Below are 13,895 nucleotides of genomic sequence, written 5' to 3'. Positions count from 1 at the left end.
ATGGATTATATATTGATACAAAGTTTGAAATTCCACTCGGCGATGCTATTTTTTCTTTATTGCACAGGAATTCTACATTAGGATATATGTAAGTGTATTCTTTTAGCATCTGTTTCATTTTTCTGATGCTAAAAGATGACATATATTCTTCAATACGAAAAGACACCCTCACTTCTTCTTTTTTTATTGAATGAATCTGCTTATCTATTATCAATTTGCGATTCTGAAATTCTAATTGTCTTCCATCAGAAATAATCTCAAATATATAACTCAAAGAATTTACACCGACAAGACCACAGTGACGAAGTTCTACTTTTTTATGATCATATATTCTTTCAAGAATTGTAACACTGTCTAGCAATTTATCATTAACAAATGATTTACAAAAAACTTTTACAGTGATTTTTTGAGTTGAATCGACGTTAATTTCAATTGTCTGTTTCGATGATATTGAGGTATCTATCATTACCTCTAATATAGCTTGAATCAATTCATATTGGACTGTATTCAACCAAAAGCTATTAAAAATCGACCATGAACTATCAAGATGATACTTGTTGTTATTATAGAAATCTTCTAGTGTTTGATATGTTTGTTCCATATATTATTTTTATTGACAAGATAGATGATAAGATATGCCAAAATATGACATAGATATTAAAAAGCAAGAAGTATATTAGATACAAATACATGATAGCAGATGTTCAACGGAAACGAAAGGGAGTCTGAAAATTATTACTACCTTTGCAGCAACATGCTCACCACGCTTCCCATAAGATCAGCGCGCTCAGGGTGAGCGTTTTTTTATCAAAACATAAAACTCAGTATAATCATTTCAGTATTTGAAATTCTTGTATAAAGCCTTTCTATGTTAAAAATCGAACTTTAAAAGCGTCATTCGGTGAATAGTCTCTAAAAACAAGCATAATACTCAGCAAAAATGTGTATCTTTGCAACGCTAATAATGTCAATATAAACAAGGTCAATTATGAATAAGAATGAGATAACAAACAAGATAGAATATGTGGTTTGTTGTGTTGGTGCATTCGCTGCTAAGTTCAGCTTAACCAATGCGCAAGCTTATGCCTATTTGCGTCGTTTCAGCGGAATTGATTTTCTAATTGATTATTATGCTGCTGAGCATACTTTGTCTATTGACGATGCCGTCAATGACTTGACAGCTGTCTGTTCAAAGAAAGGAGGGAAATTAGCATGATTACTTTATATCATGGTTCCAATGTTGATATTCAGGAAATAGATCTTTGCCGCTCTAAACGAGGCAAAGATTTTGGATGTGGCTTCTATCTGAATGCTAACAAGCAACAAGCTTTCGATATGGCTTTGCGTACTACACGAATGTTAATGAAAGGCGAACCGATTATCAATACCTACCTATTTGATGATACTATTCTTCAGAGTAATACCGATTTGAATATAAAAGTATTTGACGACTATAGCCCTGAGTGGGCAGAGTTTGTGTTGATGAATCGTAACAATAATACAGATACGCCGACTCATCCATACGATATTGTAATTGGGCCAATTGCTGACGATACCGTTGGTGTCCAAATTCGGCGTTTCGTTAATGGCTATATTCCAATGAATACGCTTATCGAGGAACTTCGATTTCGTGGCAATCATGCAATACAATATTTTTTCGGTACAGAAAGAGCAATACAATTTCTTAAGAAACAATAACCATGAGCAACGACGTACAATTTTTAGTAGAATGTCTCTCCACAGAACTTGTTTCCATGCTAATGGATACCTATGGTTGGGATATGAAGCGTGCACTTGACGAGTTGTATGCTTCTGAAACATACAAGAAGCTCTCAGACCCCGAATGTGGTTTGTACTATCAAGGTGCTGTATATGTATTTTCTTTTCTTAAGAATGAAATCGAAAATGGTATTATAAAATAGAGCAAATAACGGTATTAAAGCCGATATTATTCAATTATCGGTAAAGACCAAAGATAAATGTGAGATACAAAATTAAACCGTTCGATTGTGGTGATGCCAATCTGGACGGTTTTTTGTTGACTGTTACCACTTACCTGCAAATTCAGCCAGTTTAGACCTTCCCTTTCGGATGATATATTCAAACTGAATATGATGCAATTCATAATTGATTTAATTCGTATAAAACTCTGGTTATCAGCTATGATAGTTATGAATTTATTTGACTATATCGTTGAAAATGAGTATATTTGTATTAGAATTAACGATATTATTATGGACGGACTAATACTTATCATACTTGGAATCTACATCTTTTCTAAGATGTTTGGTGGTGGCGATAAAAAGAAAAAGAGAAGTAAAAGAAAATCGACCTTTTGGGGTGACACTTCTACGTACTCTGATTATGACGCATGGAACAGATCACATGGGTCGGACAATAAATTGTTCTGATTGCACTACACCACAATCGACTTCAACTGTGCCAAACATTCAGCTTGTGTCTCTTTTACGTAATCCAGCAAAATAGAAGGATTGACGTACTTTCCTTTATACTTGCAGGTCAGATGAAGGTGCTCTCCAGTACTACGCCCTGTAGAACCTGATATACCGACAACATCACCTGCATTCACACTGTCACCTTTCTGAACCAATGCTTTGGAGAGATGGCAATAAGAAACTGTATAGTTACCGTATTCAAGCACCACATAGTTCCCTGAACGCTTATCTCTGCCGACCTTTTTCACTCTTCCCTGCATCATGCTATAGACTTCATCGTCTTTTGCTTGTAAGTCAATTCCATTATGCATGGTTGGCTTTCCTGTAAATGGGTCTTTTCGAACACCATAGTTGGAATTCAAACGTATATTCTTCAAAGGATAGGACACACTGATGTACTGAGCTATAAGCTGCTCACGAACTTCATCCTTATCAGACACAGCATTACAAACTTCCCTCTCATTAGAGGGTTCAATAATAGCAGTAGCCAATTTACCACTAGGTACTTCGGCTACTGTTTCTATTTTATAAAGGTTTGAGCCATTGCTCACCGTATGGAACTGAGCCTTACAAAGTGAACATTGTAAGGCCAGTATAAAAAAGAATTCTTTCGCTTTCATACTTGCAAAAGTACATCCTCTTTGCAATCCAATCTTGAAAACGTAACAATATCATCAAGAATCAGCCAGAATTAAACACATATTAAACCATCAAATTCAGATTTCATACTCAAAGCAGTATTATCCATCAAAAGATAATCTTTATCTAGGTTGAAAAACAACACTTTGATAGTATAACCATTCAGAGGACATCTACAAACAACTGTTTTGAGTATGATTACAAAGTATAATAATTTCATTTCGATTAATTATTCTGAAAACAAAGGCTGTTCTGTCTCACTAAATCGTTCACAACACTTTACCAATATAATTTTGTGCCCAGATTACAACGTAAACACAAAAATATATGAGTGAAACAACATTTTCAGAACAGGAGATGCCTTATGAGATTCTCCAACAATTTGGTTTAACCGAAGAAATGATTACCGACCTGCCCGAACATGCTTTGAAGGGAATCTTTGCAGGCAGACGTTCACCGGTATTGCCAGTAAAAGTGACCAATGAACAAGGTGAAGTCATCACTTGCCGTACTCGCTTCTGTCTGATGAGAAACGAAGAGGATAAAGTGGATGTCATCTTCATTCCTCAGTTAATCGAAACCGACTTAACCCAGTTTCCAGAAGACAAGCAGAAACTTTTGGAAGCTGGTCATGCCATTATAGAGCCGATGACCACCTCAGAAGGTCGTGAAGTGATGGCTTTCCATCAAATTGATTTTGAAACAGGACAGGTTCTCTCTGTTCCTACCCCAGTCATTGGACGAAACCTACAGCTCATCTGCGACCATTTCCACTTGAGTAATGCCGAACTTTCATGCCTTAGCAATGGAAAACCACTCACAGTAAGCATTGACGATGAACCAGTAACAATGGGAATCGACTTGGATGTCCTTACAGGTATCCGTGTTTCCAAGGGAGACGAACAGCAATGGCGTTCACAACCCAAGAAGGAATGGGAGAAATACAACTTCGGTATCTATGGATGCTGGACTATGGACGAGAATGGCAATCTGGACTATACTCCAGAGGAAGAATATACCGATGAGATGTGGAACGAGCTCAACAAAAAAAGCGAGACACGCAAACAACAAGCGATACACAAAATGTAACAACACATGGCAAAAGAGAAATTCTACACAGAAGAAGAGCTCGTCGAGAAAATGCAAAACGGCGAGTATGGTTGGCTGGATTATGTCAACCACCATTCAAAGGAATGGAAAGAAGATTATAAACACTATTGTGAAAGCCGTGGCAAAGCCATCAACCATGACAGTGCAGCCGAGTTCGTAGAATTCAAGCAAGCACAACTGGAGACAGCAATGGAAGACGGTGATGCCTAATCATTCCCAAAACTATGTCAATTAGAAAAAATACAAACCCTCGCTCGTTAGATCTGCAACCAGAACTACAAGACATCCTACTGAGAAATGGTATGCAGGCACATATCCATGCCAGTAGTAATGGCTTTCAGTTGGTAGTACAGGGACATGATTCCCCTGTACTCAACTATCCCATCAGTGAGAGACAGTTACAAGCACTAACCGATTGGGGCACTAATTCAGCCAATAAGAAAGCCTATAACACTTTCACAAATCTGGTAGCCAACGACTTTGACATGCCCAAGAACTTTGTTCATGCACGTAATACCAATGGTCGAGTGGCTATGGGATTGCACGGCTATCGTATTGGTGTAGGTGAATATGGTCGTAACCCAGCACCATCTTTACGACAAGGTTGGAGAGCTATGGGAATGCACGGTCCAGTGCCGTTCTTGGGATGGACACCTCGTCAACAAGACGGTTATCATCTGAGACGCATCAATGGAGGGCTTTATTACCCAGCAGGTGCACCTATTGTTCCTAATCGTCCCGATGGACGCATGAAGCCCGGAGAACTTCAAAATGGAGGTTATGGCTTCTACTATAAAGGTCAACCGTCACCGGTAAAACAAGATGTTCTACAAGATTTACAAGCAGTTATTCAACCGATACAAGCTCGTCCAAGAACAACTCAGCCAGCAGAACCCTACAAAGAGGTCATCACTTCACCCGTGTATTTCACCAATGAGAAGTGGCAAGAGGTATTGGCTTCTCATGGTCTGATTATCGACCCAACTACCAAGACACTGACCGTTCAGTCAGCCAGTTCACCTGCTGACCTGCAATACGACTTAAAACCCGAAGAACTAAAGATACTTACCAGCAATTCGTTGAAGGAAATACCGCTTGAGCAGAGATTGGGAACGCTCAATGGCATCATAAAAGAAGACTTTGCAGGAAGCTTTACGATGGATGTACTCAACAGCAAAGAAAGCATCAATATACCATTGACCGATAAAGCGAAGGCCGAAATCGATCAACAGTTGTGTATTGGACAAGAGCAACAACAAGGACAAGTGATAGATGACGGACAGAATCAGTTCATCAATCAAGAACAACAGCAAAACATTCATCCTGAATTAGCCCCTTTACAGGAAGGCAGTGTGCAGATGAATGGAAACGACTTACAGTATATAGATGAAAACAAAGGATGGTATCGTGAAGGCCGGCATGGTCGTGAAGTATCAGTGGATGAAATTCGTGTCGAGCCTATTACCAATAGACCCGCCGAGCAAACCGCAAATAAAGAAAAGGAAGGCCAACAGACCGAGGGGAAATATCGCATGACCGCCATCATCGATGGAAAGGTAGTCAGCCACGAGATAACACAAAAGCAATATGATAAGTTTATGGCTATCGATGACTACCACCGCATGAAACTCTTCTCCAAAGTCTTTCCCGAAGTCGAAATGAAAGGTCGTGGAGATGGTGTTGGTTTGGGAGTAAAAATCGGAGCCGCTTTGCTTGCCGGAGCTACTGTGTTGGGCGAATTAGGAAGAGGATTACATCACCATGGGCCACCTGAAATCTATATGGAACATCATCATGGGCCGGAGCCAAGAGCCTACTTTAAGCCTGGCGTTGATACGCCCATGGATGTGGCAGCTCGTAATTTTGAAGCAGCAGCAAACACTGAAATGATGCATAGAGAACTGCATCATGGCATGTAATAACAAATGTAATAAACAGATATTAAGCAGATACTACTTTAATAGTATTACTACATATAGCGAATACATTTCATAGTATCTGCGTAATTACACCAAAACTAAAATAGAACATGAGAGCAAAAACAGCTTATTGGTTTGAGGTGACAGTATGCTATCTCAAACAGATGGAAGACGGCACCGAGAAGAAAGCCAATGAAATATATACCACAGATGCCATGAGTTTTGGAGAGGCTGAAAGCAGAGCTTTGAAAGAACTAAAGACACGAGTGCGTGGTGGAATCGAAATCAAGAATATCAATCCTGCACCCTATAAAGAAGTATTCTTTAGCGATGATGAAGATGATGACAAATGGTTCAAAGTAAAACTATCCTTTATCACCTTGGATGAAGAGACAGGTTCTGAGAAACGCACGAATGTAACCTATCTGGTACAGGCTGCCAACTTGGAAGTAGCCCTTAGCAATGTGAATGATGTGATGGACAAAAGCATGGAGGAATTTACCATGGCCAACATTGCTGAAACCAAGGTTATGGAAGTATTCGAACACTAAACACAAAAGCTTATGGCAGAATTAACCTACGACGATTTTAAGAACCGTATCAACATACAGGATTTACTGGTAGATGCAGGCTATCAGCTCAACAGACGTGACGGCTTGCGCTACCCATCGTATGTTCGTATGGATAGCAACGGGAAACGTGTCCGTGGTGATAAGTTTATCGTCACAGGCAATGGGCTATGCTGCTTTCAACCGCCAGAAGTCAAGAACTATAATGTAATCAGCTTCATCAAGGAGCATCCCCATTTGTTCAGTGAGTATACCCCTGGCATGAATGCAGACAGACTGGTCAATTTGGTATGCAATAGACTTCTGAATAATCCGATACCCGAACGTCCATCCATCGTTGCTGATAGAGAACGAGCACAACGAGTCTTCGATATCAACGACTATGACAGGTTGAATTTCCGACTGAACGATTGGGATTCTCAGAAAGCATTCTATCCCTATTTTAAATCCAGAGGTATCAAACTTGATACCCAACGAGATTTTCACAATAATTTCTTCATCGCCATACGAGAAGGAAAGAATGGGAAACAGTATGCCAACCTCTCTTTCCCGATGCAAAAGCCCAGCAATTTAGGCACATACGTCGGTTTGGAAGAACGCAGTCGTGCCAATGCCGAGGGGAAAACGCTCTATAAAGGTATGGCCGCAGGAACCAATGCAACCGAGGGCATGTGGATAGCCAATCTATCGGGTGAACCTTTGGATCAAGCCAAACATGTTTATTGGTTTGAAAGTGCATTTGATGCAATGGCATATTATCAGATTCAGAAAGAACAGTTGGTTGATACCATTGGGGGCTATGAGGACATGCAGAGCGAAGGCTCGTACAAAGGAGCCGAAGAAATTCGCGAATTTAAACAAGAACTCTATGATTTGGAGAATGCCGTCTTTGTAAGTACAGGAGGCAATCCAAGTATTCATCAGTTCAAGGGGATGTTTGCAGAGACCAATCATGCCAAGCATTATATCGGCTTTGACAGAGACCTTGCCGGCAGAACCTTTGCCATCAATTTCGCTTTGACAAGAGCCGATAAATCCTTTTACTCACATATCGGTGAGAATGGGAAATTGGTTGTGGTGGATGCACAGAACAGCAAGAATAACCAAGAGATAGATTTGCATGATTTTCGTTTTGAAGATGCTTTAAAGAAACTCGGCATTGAATCTGTTGGAGAGCGTCCAGCCATAACTGACTACATGAAAACGTTACGTAATCCAGATGATATTTTCTCTGGAGATACCGACTATCTTCCTTATTCCATCTCATCCATCTATGGCAAATATGAGACCCTTTCAGAAGAGTATCATGTAGCTACGACAAGTGGCTATAGGTTGTGCGAAGAAGACTTGAAAACTATCAAGGAGAATGCACAAAGTCAGTTCGATAAATATCGTGAGGAATTGACCAAAGCCGCCAATGAATATCGTGAAAGACCTGGTCAGATAGTCTATAGTCCCTGTGATGAAAGCTATAAAGACTGGAATGACCAACTGTTGGATAAAAAGATGTACACCAACGAGGACATCATTGAGACAGCCATTGACGGGACTGATGGTGAATACAGAGAGATAAAAGATGACTTCGAAGACAATCAGAAGAAAGAAAAATCCGAAGAAGACAGCGAAGAACATAAACATCACTTCAGAAGATAGACCATGACACAACCACCGATACAACGATACAGAACCATCATTCTGCAACCACACTGGATGCAGTTTGTCATCAATGAATTGCCCATGCTCATCATCACCTCGGTAGCTTTCATTGCCGGTGGTATGGATGAAATGCCATTGGCAAATCTATGTCTGATAATTGCAGGGTTGTTAGCCGTCCGATTGCTCTACACCTTTATCTATCTCAGACGGATTGAATGTAGAATCAACGAGGAGCAGCTCATCATGAATCATGGAGTGTTTACCCGTAAGAGTGACTATCTGGAGTTGTATCGTATTGTCGATTTCAATGAGCATAGAACACTCATGCAGCAAATCTGTGGATTGAAAACAGTAACCATCTATTCTGGAGACCGCAGTACCCCCAAGTTAGACATCATCGGTGTGAAGAATGATTTGGACTTGGTGTCATTGGTCAGAGAAAGAGTAGAACTAAACCGTAGAAGAAAGGGAATCTATGAAATTGCGAATCGATAAAAGAATATTGGCAGTGGGACTTTTATGCTTGTCTGTACTACCTATCAGAGCTGAATGGGTGGTGATGAATCCAGGAGAATGGTTGGCATTGGCAGAAGGTAACGAACTTATCAATAAACAGATCCAAAACCAAACCAAAGGACAGACCAATACCGCTATCCTGCAAAACACCATGGCAGCCGAGTATAACAAGATAAAGGAATGGGAAGGCAAATACAGTGGTTATCTAAAAACAGTAAACGGCTATGCTTCAACCCTCAAGGCAGGAACATCGCTTTACCATGATGGTGTTCATATCTTCATCACCCTGGGTCAAATGAAGAAGGCCATTGAAAATAATCCGCAAGGACTTGTGGCTTCCATGTCTATGAACAACCTGTATATAGAAACGGCCTCTGAACTGATTTCTGTTTTTACCTTACTACGTGAAGGTATCTCAACGGGTGGAGAGATGAATATGCTGACCGGGGCTGAACGTTCTCAGATGCTATGGGCATTGGAAGACAGACTATCCTCTTTCAATAAAAAGCTACGAAAGCTCTATCTCAGTGTTCGTTATTACACCATGACTGATGTCTGGAATAATGCAACGGCAGGCATGATTGACCGAGACAATAGTGAAGTGGCAGCAATGGCTATCGAACGTTGGCGCAGGTCTGCAAGAGTTGTTTCACAATACTATGAATGAGTATGAAGAAACTAATGATGTTCCTATTCATATGTACACTGGGAATAAAATCCCATGCTCAGGTTGACCCCACTCTGACTGGGATGATTTATGCCTATACTCAAAAAGCAGAGGATGAACTGAAATCCCAAAAGAGAGCGATGCTGTTGGAGACAACCGGTCATTTATGGCTCAAAGAGGAAGTTAAAGGAACAACGGACATTCAAAAGAAGTTCAATAACTACCTCAATAGCTTCCGTTCCATAGTCACCTATGCCGCAGAAATCTATGGTTTCTATCATGAGATTGACCGCATGGCAGTGAACCTCGGCGAGTTTTCCGTTCAGTTAAGCAATGCACCGAGCAACGCACTGGCGGTTGCCCTTTCTTCGAGACGGAATGCCATCTATCGGGAATTGATTCTGAACAGTGTAGAGATTGTCAATGATATTCGGCTCGTCTGTTTAAGTAATAATAAGATGACAGAGAAGGAACGGATGGAGATCGTATTTGCTATCCGTCCCAAACTAAAGACCATGAATAAGAAGCTCAAACAGCTAACCAGATCCGTCAAATATACCTCCATGACGGATATATGGGACGATATTTATGATGGAGCAAGAGACCCTGCCGATAAAAAGAAAATAGTAAGAGAAGCGATGGAACGTTGGAAACGCAATGGACACCGTGGATTTTAATGTAACACAAAAACAGATAATAATATGGGAATATGGAGTTCAATAGCATCAGCAGCCAAGAACCAAGCAGTCAGAAAAGTCGGACGTTTCGTTACCTATCCGATTGTCCACCCTGGAAGAACTTTGCAAGGTGCAGGAGCAGCAACTAAAACTGCTGTTGTGGGTGGCGGTATGGGATACCTTGCCTGGGAAAGCATTGCAAATGATAAACCAGTGGTGAAAACTGCCACAGAAGTATTGGTTGGCGAAGAAACGGCTGAAAAGGTGGGCAATGTCGTTGGAGCAACCGTGGATGGTATAGAGAAAACAGTCCATTCAGCAGGTCAAGTCATAGAGAGCACAGGTAATATGTTGTCAGGAGCCAATAATTCAACAGGCGGCCTTGGTAATTTCTTTCAAGGGCTATTCAGTGGTAACGGATTGGGTATGATTGGTGATTTCTTCAAGAACATCGGCAATGGTAAAGTCTCAGGACTGGGCTTAGCAGGATTGATTGGTGCAGCTTCTTATGCTTCGGCAGGTTCGGTTGGCTGGGTAAGATAGCCGGTGCCATCTTAGGTATGATGGTCATCGGAAACAACTTCAATATGAATAAGATAATGGGCGGTCAGACACAGCAGAACGAGAATACAGAAGGACGTTCCACTGCTCAACAGTCGGAACAAAATCCCGTTGCACAAACCGAAGAAGCATCCAACCCGACAGTTCGTCGAGGCAGATAATTACTAAAAAGAGTAGAATATGAACTATACACAAGACATGAACCTGCTATCCACCAGTGGATACTGTATGCCTTTTGAAGAAAAAGACAGAGATGTACAGCTGACCCTTCGATATGGAAAGCAGAAACATCCAAAGACCGGAGAATCATTTTTTCATCATGGAATTGACTTTAAGACCAACAACTACTTTTTGGCTGCCGTAGCAGACGGAGTGGTTTCTGGAATCGGTATCGACAGAAAGCAGTATGGACTCTATGTTGTCATCAAATACAGCAAATATGAAGTAACCTATTCTCACATGAGCAATGTGTTCATGCAGTTTGGGCAACAGGTCAAAGCAGGACTGGCCGTAGGTGTCAGTTCGGATCTTCTTCACATGGAAGTGAAATACGATGGCGAAGAGATTGACCCGGTAGAGTTTATTACCATGCTCTATGGTAATGCAAAGACATGGTCGGAGAAAGGAAAGGCACAACCAGAGTTTGTCGCTATCGATATGGATGTAAATACCGATTACGACAACGATAAAGATGAGATTGAGAAACTGATGATGCGCTTCTTTGCCAACTATATGAATGACCTGCATGAAGGTCTATACAGTTGTCCGCAACGCACCGAGCAATCCTTGCGCCATTTGTTCTCAGCAGCAGCCATGAAGGACTACTTCTACGAATCCATGCCCTCGATGGTCAATCCATTGGGCATTGGAAGAAGATCTGTTCCTCTAGTGAGTAAGGTTCAGAATCTGCTTATCGGCGATTTTCTGAACTACATGGCTCTTCGTCATCAGATATTTCTGTCAACAATGACTTCGCTCGAAAAAAAAAGCTGAAGAGCAAGCCTTATCCGACGGAATACTGATTGACCCTTTGGCTGGATTAGACATCGACATTCAGAGTTTTGATATACCCAGAATCGTAAGTGTCTATCCCGACCAGGCAGGATTGAGATGGTGGACAAAAAGTTGGTTTAACAACAGTGAGAACGGAGAAGCCGCTATCGAGATTGAACGAGAACAGGCTATCCGTTTCCTCTTGAATCAGATAGACAAAGAAGAATGGTTGGAAGAATACTTTCCCAAGCAGATGGAGATGTATCACAATGCCATTGACCAAACCAAAGAACAACTACTACAACAAAGCATCTAACGTATGGCTATAAAGAATTCAAAACGATTTGCAGAAGTGGAATACTGCTTACAACGGTATTTCGATACTTCGTTTGCCCCTGTAATGCGCAATGTTCAATCGGACTTGAGCAACAAACAGGTAAAGGAATATGCAGATTATCAAATGGGCTTTGGTGGAATCTTGCGTTCAATGGCCAATAGCATGAATAACATGCCCGATGATTCCATGCAGTATGTAAAACTCACCGGCAAATGGAACAGCAAGACCACAGAAGACTACCTTGAGATGTGTCAAAAGCAGATAGCAGGGAATAAAGACTTTCAGAATGACTTGTTGAAACTATCCTCTGAATGGCGCAATGCAGTCGTAAAAGAATTAGGCCGAGAAAGATATGATACCATGAGCGAGAAACTGGGTATGGATATGGCCTACGCCTATGTGGATTACAGAGTGCAGCAGATGATGATAGACAAACTGGTCAAAGACCGTATGCCCAAATCATCCATGGAGTACATTGTTCGGAAAGCAGGAGAAGGTAGCCTGTTCGGCATATCAACCATTCTGTCAAGGTCAGCACTAGATCATCACATCGCTGAACGTGGAGAGAAGGCCTATAACCCAAGTATTCTTGAAAAAGGAACAGCAAAGGTCAGCTCCATTGGCATTGATGCACTAACAACTGGCAGTGTTGGTTCTTGGGCCAACTTAGGACGGTTTGTCGGGTTTGAAGTAGCATTCAGCGGTATTGATTATTTAAGCAGTAAAAACAATAAAAGTGCAAAGACCATCACAGTAGAAGACTGTATCAGCCAAGGTCTATTTGGAAGTAAAGCCAATGTCTTTACAGACTTTCGCAAGAAAGGCAGTCAAATCAAGTCCTGGGAGAATCCGTATGTATTATCCGTCAATCAAACACTTAACAAGAAAATGGGAATAGCTACAGAAAAACCTTTCTACGAAGACCTCTTCAAACCAGCTACCAAACAACCTTGGGAGTTGGACTTATCTACTGTAACGAATCAACGTAAGAAAGAATATGCCAATGTCCCGATGGTGGTAGCTCCGGGACATGAAGAAGAATACTTGGCAGCACAACGTGAGGTAAAAGCCAATCAAGAAGCAGCCAAGAAAGAAAAAACGCAAAGTAATGCGACGGTGGATGTTGAACCAGCATCGGCAAAAGAAGCCTATGAGCAAAAGCAACAAGAAAGTCAAGCGACAACTACACCGACAACTGGCAATACAGACGGTTGGTCAGGATTGTTGAGCAACATTGGATTAGATGGCATTGGAGATGTAACGCATAATCTGGGCTATGTTATCTCTATGCTACCAGATGTTTTGCTAGGACTGTTTACAGGAAAAACAGAAACATTTGGAAAGAAAGATACCCTCTTACCCATCGCCAGCATTCTGGCAGGTATGTTTATGAAGAACCCAATTCTGAAAATGACGTTGATAGGTCTTGGTGGTGCTAACCTAATCAACAAAGCAGGAAAGGAAGCCTTAACAGGACACAGAGATTATGGCGATAACGTAACGAAATCAGTTTATAAAACCTATACCGATGAAGCATTGAATCCAAGAATTCAAAATCCAACATTACAAGGAAGCTGTCTGATTGCCAATATTGACAAAGTGCCTTGTACCATTCAATTACCTCAGAACGTAGTAGCCGCTTATCAAGCAGGAGCATTACCACTGAATACACTGGCCAATGCCATTCTAGCCAAGAATGACCAGATGACGCAGATGGCTCAAAATAATTATCGTACTGTGGAAGGACAGAGCGAAGACAGAGACCGCATGGTCACACTCAAATAGAATATATATA

Annotated in this window: 20 protein-coding genes; 17 read left to right on the top strand and 3 right to left on the bottom strand. The window is 41.1% G+C overall.

Annotated features, from left to right (window positions below):
• A partial coding sequence (locus tag JCM15092_RS15680; RefSeq protein WP_034541846.1) for a hypothetical protein occupies positions 1–601 on the bottom strand: 601 nt, incomplete at its 3' end.
• A gap of 387 nt (positions 602–988) precedes the next feature.
• Here JCM15092_RS15680 and JCM15092_RS09480 point away from each other — a divergent pair.
• From JCM15092_RS09480 to JCM15092_RS17295, 4 genes are all read left to right on the top strand, one after another.
• Complete coding sequence (locus JCM15092_RS09480) at positions 989–1,216, top strand: DUF3791 domain-containing protein (RefSeq protein WP_024994448.1); 228 nt, start codon at positions 989–991, stop codon at positions 1,214–1,216.
• Positions 1,213–1,698, top strand: a complete 486-nt coding sequence (locus tag JCM15092_RS09475) for a DUF3990 domain-containing protein (protein WP_007215844.1) — start codon at positions 1,213–1,215, stop codon at positions 1,696–1,698. Before JCM15092_RS09480 ends, JCM15092_RS09475 begins: the two co-directional genes overlap by 4 nt.
• A 2-nt stretch (positions 1,699–1,700) precedes the next feature.
• Positions 1,701–1,922 carry a hypothetical protein gene (locus JCM15092_RS09470; RefSeq protein ID WP_007215843.1) on the top strand — a complete coding sequence of 74 codons (222 nt, stop codon included), beginning with the start codon at positions 1,701–1,703 and terminating at the stop codon, positions 1,920–1,922.
• Positions 1,923–2,234: 312 nt separating this feature from the next.
• The gene (locus JCM15092_RS17295) at positions 2,235–2,411 is read left to right on the top strand and encodes a hypothetical protein (protein ID WP_185091811.1); all 177 of its coding nucleotides are present in this window, start codon (positions 2,235–2,237) and stop codon (positions 2,409–2,411) included.
• 5 nt (positions 2,412–2,416) lie between these two features.
• Here JCM15092_RS17295 and JCM15092_RS09460 read toward each other — a convergent pair whose 3' ends face one another.
• The gene (locus JCM15092_RS09460; protein ID WP_024994447.1) at positions 2,417–3,076 is read right to left on the bottom strand and encodes a M23 family metallopeptidase; all 660 of its coding nucleotides are present in this window, start codon (positions 3,074–3,076) and stop codon (positions 2,417–2,419) included.
• A gap of 346 nt (positions 3,077–3,422) precedes the next feature.
• Between JCM15092_RS09460 and JCM15092_RS09455 the strand changes: the two genes are divergently transcribed.
• The 5 genes from JCM15092_RS09455 to JCM15092_RS09435 all read left to right on the top strand — a co-directional run bounded on the left by JCM15092_RS09455 (position 3,423) and on the right by JCM15092_RS09435 (position 8,346).
• The gene (locus tag JCM15092_RS09455) at positions 3,423–4,184 is read left to right on the top strand and encodes a DUF4099 domain-containing protein (RefSeq protein WP_024994446.1); all 762 of its coding nucleotides are present in this window, start codon (positions 3,423–3,425) and stop codon (positions 4,182–4,184) included.
• A gap of 6 nt (positions 4,185–4,190) precedes the next feature.
• Entirely contained in the window at positions 4,191–4,415 is a 225-nt protein-coding gene (locus JCM15092_RS09450) for a hypothetical protein (RefSeq protein WP_007215838.1), read from the top strand.
• 14 nt (positions 4,416–4,429) lie between these two features.
• Complete coding sequence (locus tag JCM15092_RS09445) at positions 4,430–6,124, top strand: hypothetical protein (protein WP_024994445.1); 1,695 nt, start codon at positions 4,430–4,432, stop codon at positions 6,122–6,124.
• Between the two features lie 110 nt (positions 6,125–6,234).
• The gene (locus JCM15092_RS09440; RefSeq protein WP_007215836.1) at positions 6,235–6,675 is read left to right on the top strand and encodes a DUF4494 domain-containing protein; all 441 of its coding nucleotides are present in this window, start codon (positions 6,235–6,237) and stop codon (positions 6,673–6,675) included.
• A 12-nt stretch (positions 6,676–6,687) separates the two neighbouring features.
• Positions 6,688–8,346 (top strand): toprim domain-containing protein, encoded by a 1,659-nt coding sequence (locus tag JCM15092_RS09435; protein ID WP_024994444.1) that lies wholly within the window; start codon positions 6,688–6,690, stop codon positions 8,344–8,346.
• Here JCM15092_RS09435 and JCM15092_RS17830 read toward each other — a convergent pair.
• Complete coding sequence (locus tag JCM15092_RS17830; RefSeq protein WP_262501377.1) at positions 8,331–8,459, bottom strand: hypothetical protein; 129 nt, start codon at positions 8,457–8,459, stop codon at positions 8,331–8,333. The genes JCM15092_RS09435 and JCM15092_RS17830 overlap by 16 nt on opposite strands.
• Here JCM15092_RS17830 and JCM15092_RS09430 point away from each other — a divergent pair.
• Genes JCM15092_RS09430 through JCM15092_RS09400 form a run of 8 tightly spaced genes read left to right on the top strand, consistent with a single transcriptional unit; the run spans position 8,404 to position 13,885 of the window.
• Positions 8,404–8,844: a PH domain-containing protein gene (locus JCM15092_RS09430; RefSeq protein WP_235782319.1), complete on the top strand. Its 441-nt coding sequence runs from the start codon at positions 8,404–8,406 to the stop codon at positions 8,842–8,844. The two genes, JCM15092_RS17830 and JCM15092_RS09430, sit on opposite strands and share 56 nt — an antisense overlap.
• Positions 8,825–9,532: a hypothetical protein gene (locus tag JCM15092_RS09425; protein WP_024994442.1), complete on the top strand. Its 708-nt coding sequence runs from the start codon at positions 8,825–8,827 to the stop codon at positions 9,530–9,532. Before JCM15092_RS09430 ends, JCM15092_RS09425 begins: the two co-directional genes overlap by 20 nt.
• Before the next feature lie 2 nt (positions 9,533–9,534).
• Entirely contained in the window at positions 9,535–10,209 is a 675-nt protein-coding gene (locus JCM15092_RS09420; RefSeq protein WP_084488524.1) for a hypothetical protein, read from the top strand.
• 24 nt (positions 10,210–10,233) lie between these two features.
• A complete protein-coding gene (locus JCM15092_RS15670) occupies positions 10,234–10,752 on the top strand; it encodes an antitoxin (RefSeq protein ID WP_235782317.1) in 519 nt (172 codons plus the stop codon).
• Positions 10,753–10,796: 44 nt separating this feature from the next.
• Positions 10,797–10,931 (top strand): hypothetical protein, encoded by a 135-nt coding sequence (locus JCM15092_RS17825; RefSeq protein WP_262501376.1) that lies wholly within the window; start codon positions 10,797–10,799, stop codon positions 10,929–10,931.
• A 19-nt stretch (positions 10,932–10,950) separates the two neighbouring features.
• On the top strand, positions 10,951–11,763 hold the full coding sequence (locus JCM15092_RS15665; protein WP_034541843.1) for a M23 family metallopeptidase: 813 nt from the start codon (positions 10,951–10,953) through the stop codon (positions 11,761–11,763).
• 37 nt (positions 11,764–11,800) lie between these two features.
• Complete coding sequence (locus JCM15092_RS09405) at positions 11,801–12,079, top strand: hypothetical protein (RefSeq protein ID WP_024994440.1); 279 nt, start codon at positions 11,801–11,803, stop codon at positions 12,077–12,079.
• Positions 12,080–12,082: 3 nt separating this feature from the next.
• Entirely contained in the window at positions 12,083–13,885 is a 1,803-nt protein-coding gene (locus JCM15092_RS09400; protein ID WP_024994439.1) for a hypothetical protein, read from the top strand.
• Positions 13,886–13,895 lie beyond the last annotated feature (10 nt).

Origin of the sequence: Phocaeicola paurosaccharolyticus JCM 15092, assembly GCF_000613805.1 — a bacterium.
Lineage (GTDB): Bacteria > Bacteroidota > Bacteroidia > Bacteroidales > Bacteroidaceae > Phocaeicola > Phocaeicola paurosaccharolyticus.
The sequence above is the reverse complement of the archived record's forward strand: the minus strand, read 5'-3'. Positions and strand labels throughout refer to the sequence as shown.

What these genes read in the sequence shown, in the direction of transcription:
- JCM15092_RS09400 (WP_024994439.1), top strand. Translation starts at nt 12,083, where the DNA reads ATGGCTATAAAGAATTCAAAACGATTTGCAGAAGTGGAATACTGCTTA.
- JCM15092_RS09435 (WP_024994444.1), top strand. Translation starts at nt 6,688, where the DNA reads ATGGCAGAATTAACCTACGACGATTTTAAGAACCGTATCAACATACAG.
- JCM15092_RS17295 (WP_185091811.1), top strand. Translation starts at nt 2,235, where the DNA reads ATGGACGGACTAATACTTATCATACTTGGAATCTACATCTTTTCTAAG.
- JCM15092_RS15665 (WP_034541843.1), top strand. Translation starts at nt 10,951, where the DNA reads ATGAACTATACACAAGACATGAACCTGCTATCCACCAGTGGATACTGT.
- JCM15092_RS09450 (WP_007215838.1), top strand. Translation starts at nt 4,191, where the DNA reads ATGGCAAAAGAGAAATTCTACACAGAAGAAGAGCTCGTCGAGAAAATG.
- JCM15092_RS09455 (WP_024994446.1), top strand. Translation starts at nt 3,423, where the DNA reads ATGAGTGAAACAACATTTTCAGAACAGGAGATGCCTTATGAGATTCTC.
- JCM15092_RS09425 (WP_024994442.1), top strand. Translation starts at nt 8,825, where the DNA reads ATGAAATTGCGAATCGATAAAAGAATATTGGCAGTGGGACTTTTATGC.
- JCM15092_RS09445 (WP_024994445.1), top strand. Translation starts at nt 4,430, where the DNA reads ATGTCAATTAGAAAAAATACAAACCCTCGCTCGTTAGATCTGCAACCA.
- JCM15092_RS09480 (WP_024994448.1), top strand. Translation starts at nt 989, where the DNA reads ATGAATAAGAATGAGATAACAAACAAGATAGAATATGTGGTTTGTTGT.
- JCM15092_RS17830 (WP_262501377.1), bottom strand. Translation starts at nt 8,459, where the DNA reads ATGAAAGCTACCGAGGTGATGATGAGCATGGGCAATTCATTGATGACA.
- JCM15092_RS09420 (WP_084488524.1), top strand. Translation starts at nt 9,535, where the DNA reads ATGAAGAAACTAATGATGTTCCTATTCATATGTACACTGGGAATAAAA.
- JCM15092_RS09430 (WP_235782319.1), top strand. Translation starts at nt 8,404, where the DNA reads ATGCAGTTTGTCATCAATGAATTGCCCATGCTCATCATCACCTCGGTA.
- JCM15092_RS17825 (WP_262501376.1), top strand. Translation starts at nt 10,797, where the DNA reads ATGAATAAGATAATGGGCGGTCAGACACAGCAGAACGAGAATACAGAA.
- JCM15092_RS09470 (WP_007215843.1), top strand. Translation starts at nt 1,701, where the DNA reads ATGAGCAACGACGTACAATTTTTAGTAGAATGTCTCTCCACAGAACTT.
- JCM15092_RS09475 (WP_007215844.1), top strand. Translation starts at nt 1,213, where the DNA reads ATGATTACTTTATATCATGGTTCCAATGTTGATATTCAGGAAATAGAT.
- JCM15092_RS15670 (WP_235782317.1), top strand. Translation starts at nt 10,234, where the DNA reads ATGGGAATATGGAGTTCAATAGCATCAGCAGCCAAGAACCAAGCAGTC.
- JCM15092_RS09460 (WP_024994447.1), bottom strand. Translation starts at nt 3,076, where the DNA reads ATGAAAGCGAAAGAATTCTTTTTTATACTGGCCTTACAATGTTCACTT.
- JCM15092_RS09440 (WP_007215836.1), top strand. Translation starts at nt 6,235, where the DNA reads ATGAGAGCAAAAACAGCTTATTGGTTTGAGGTGACAGTATGCTATCTC.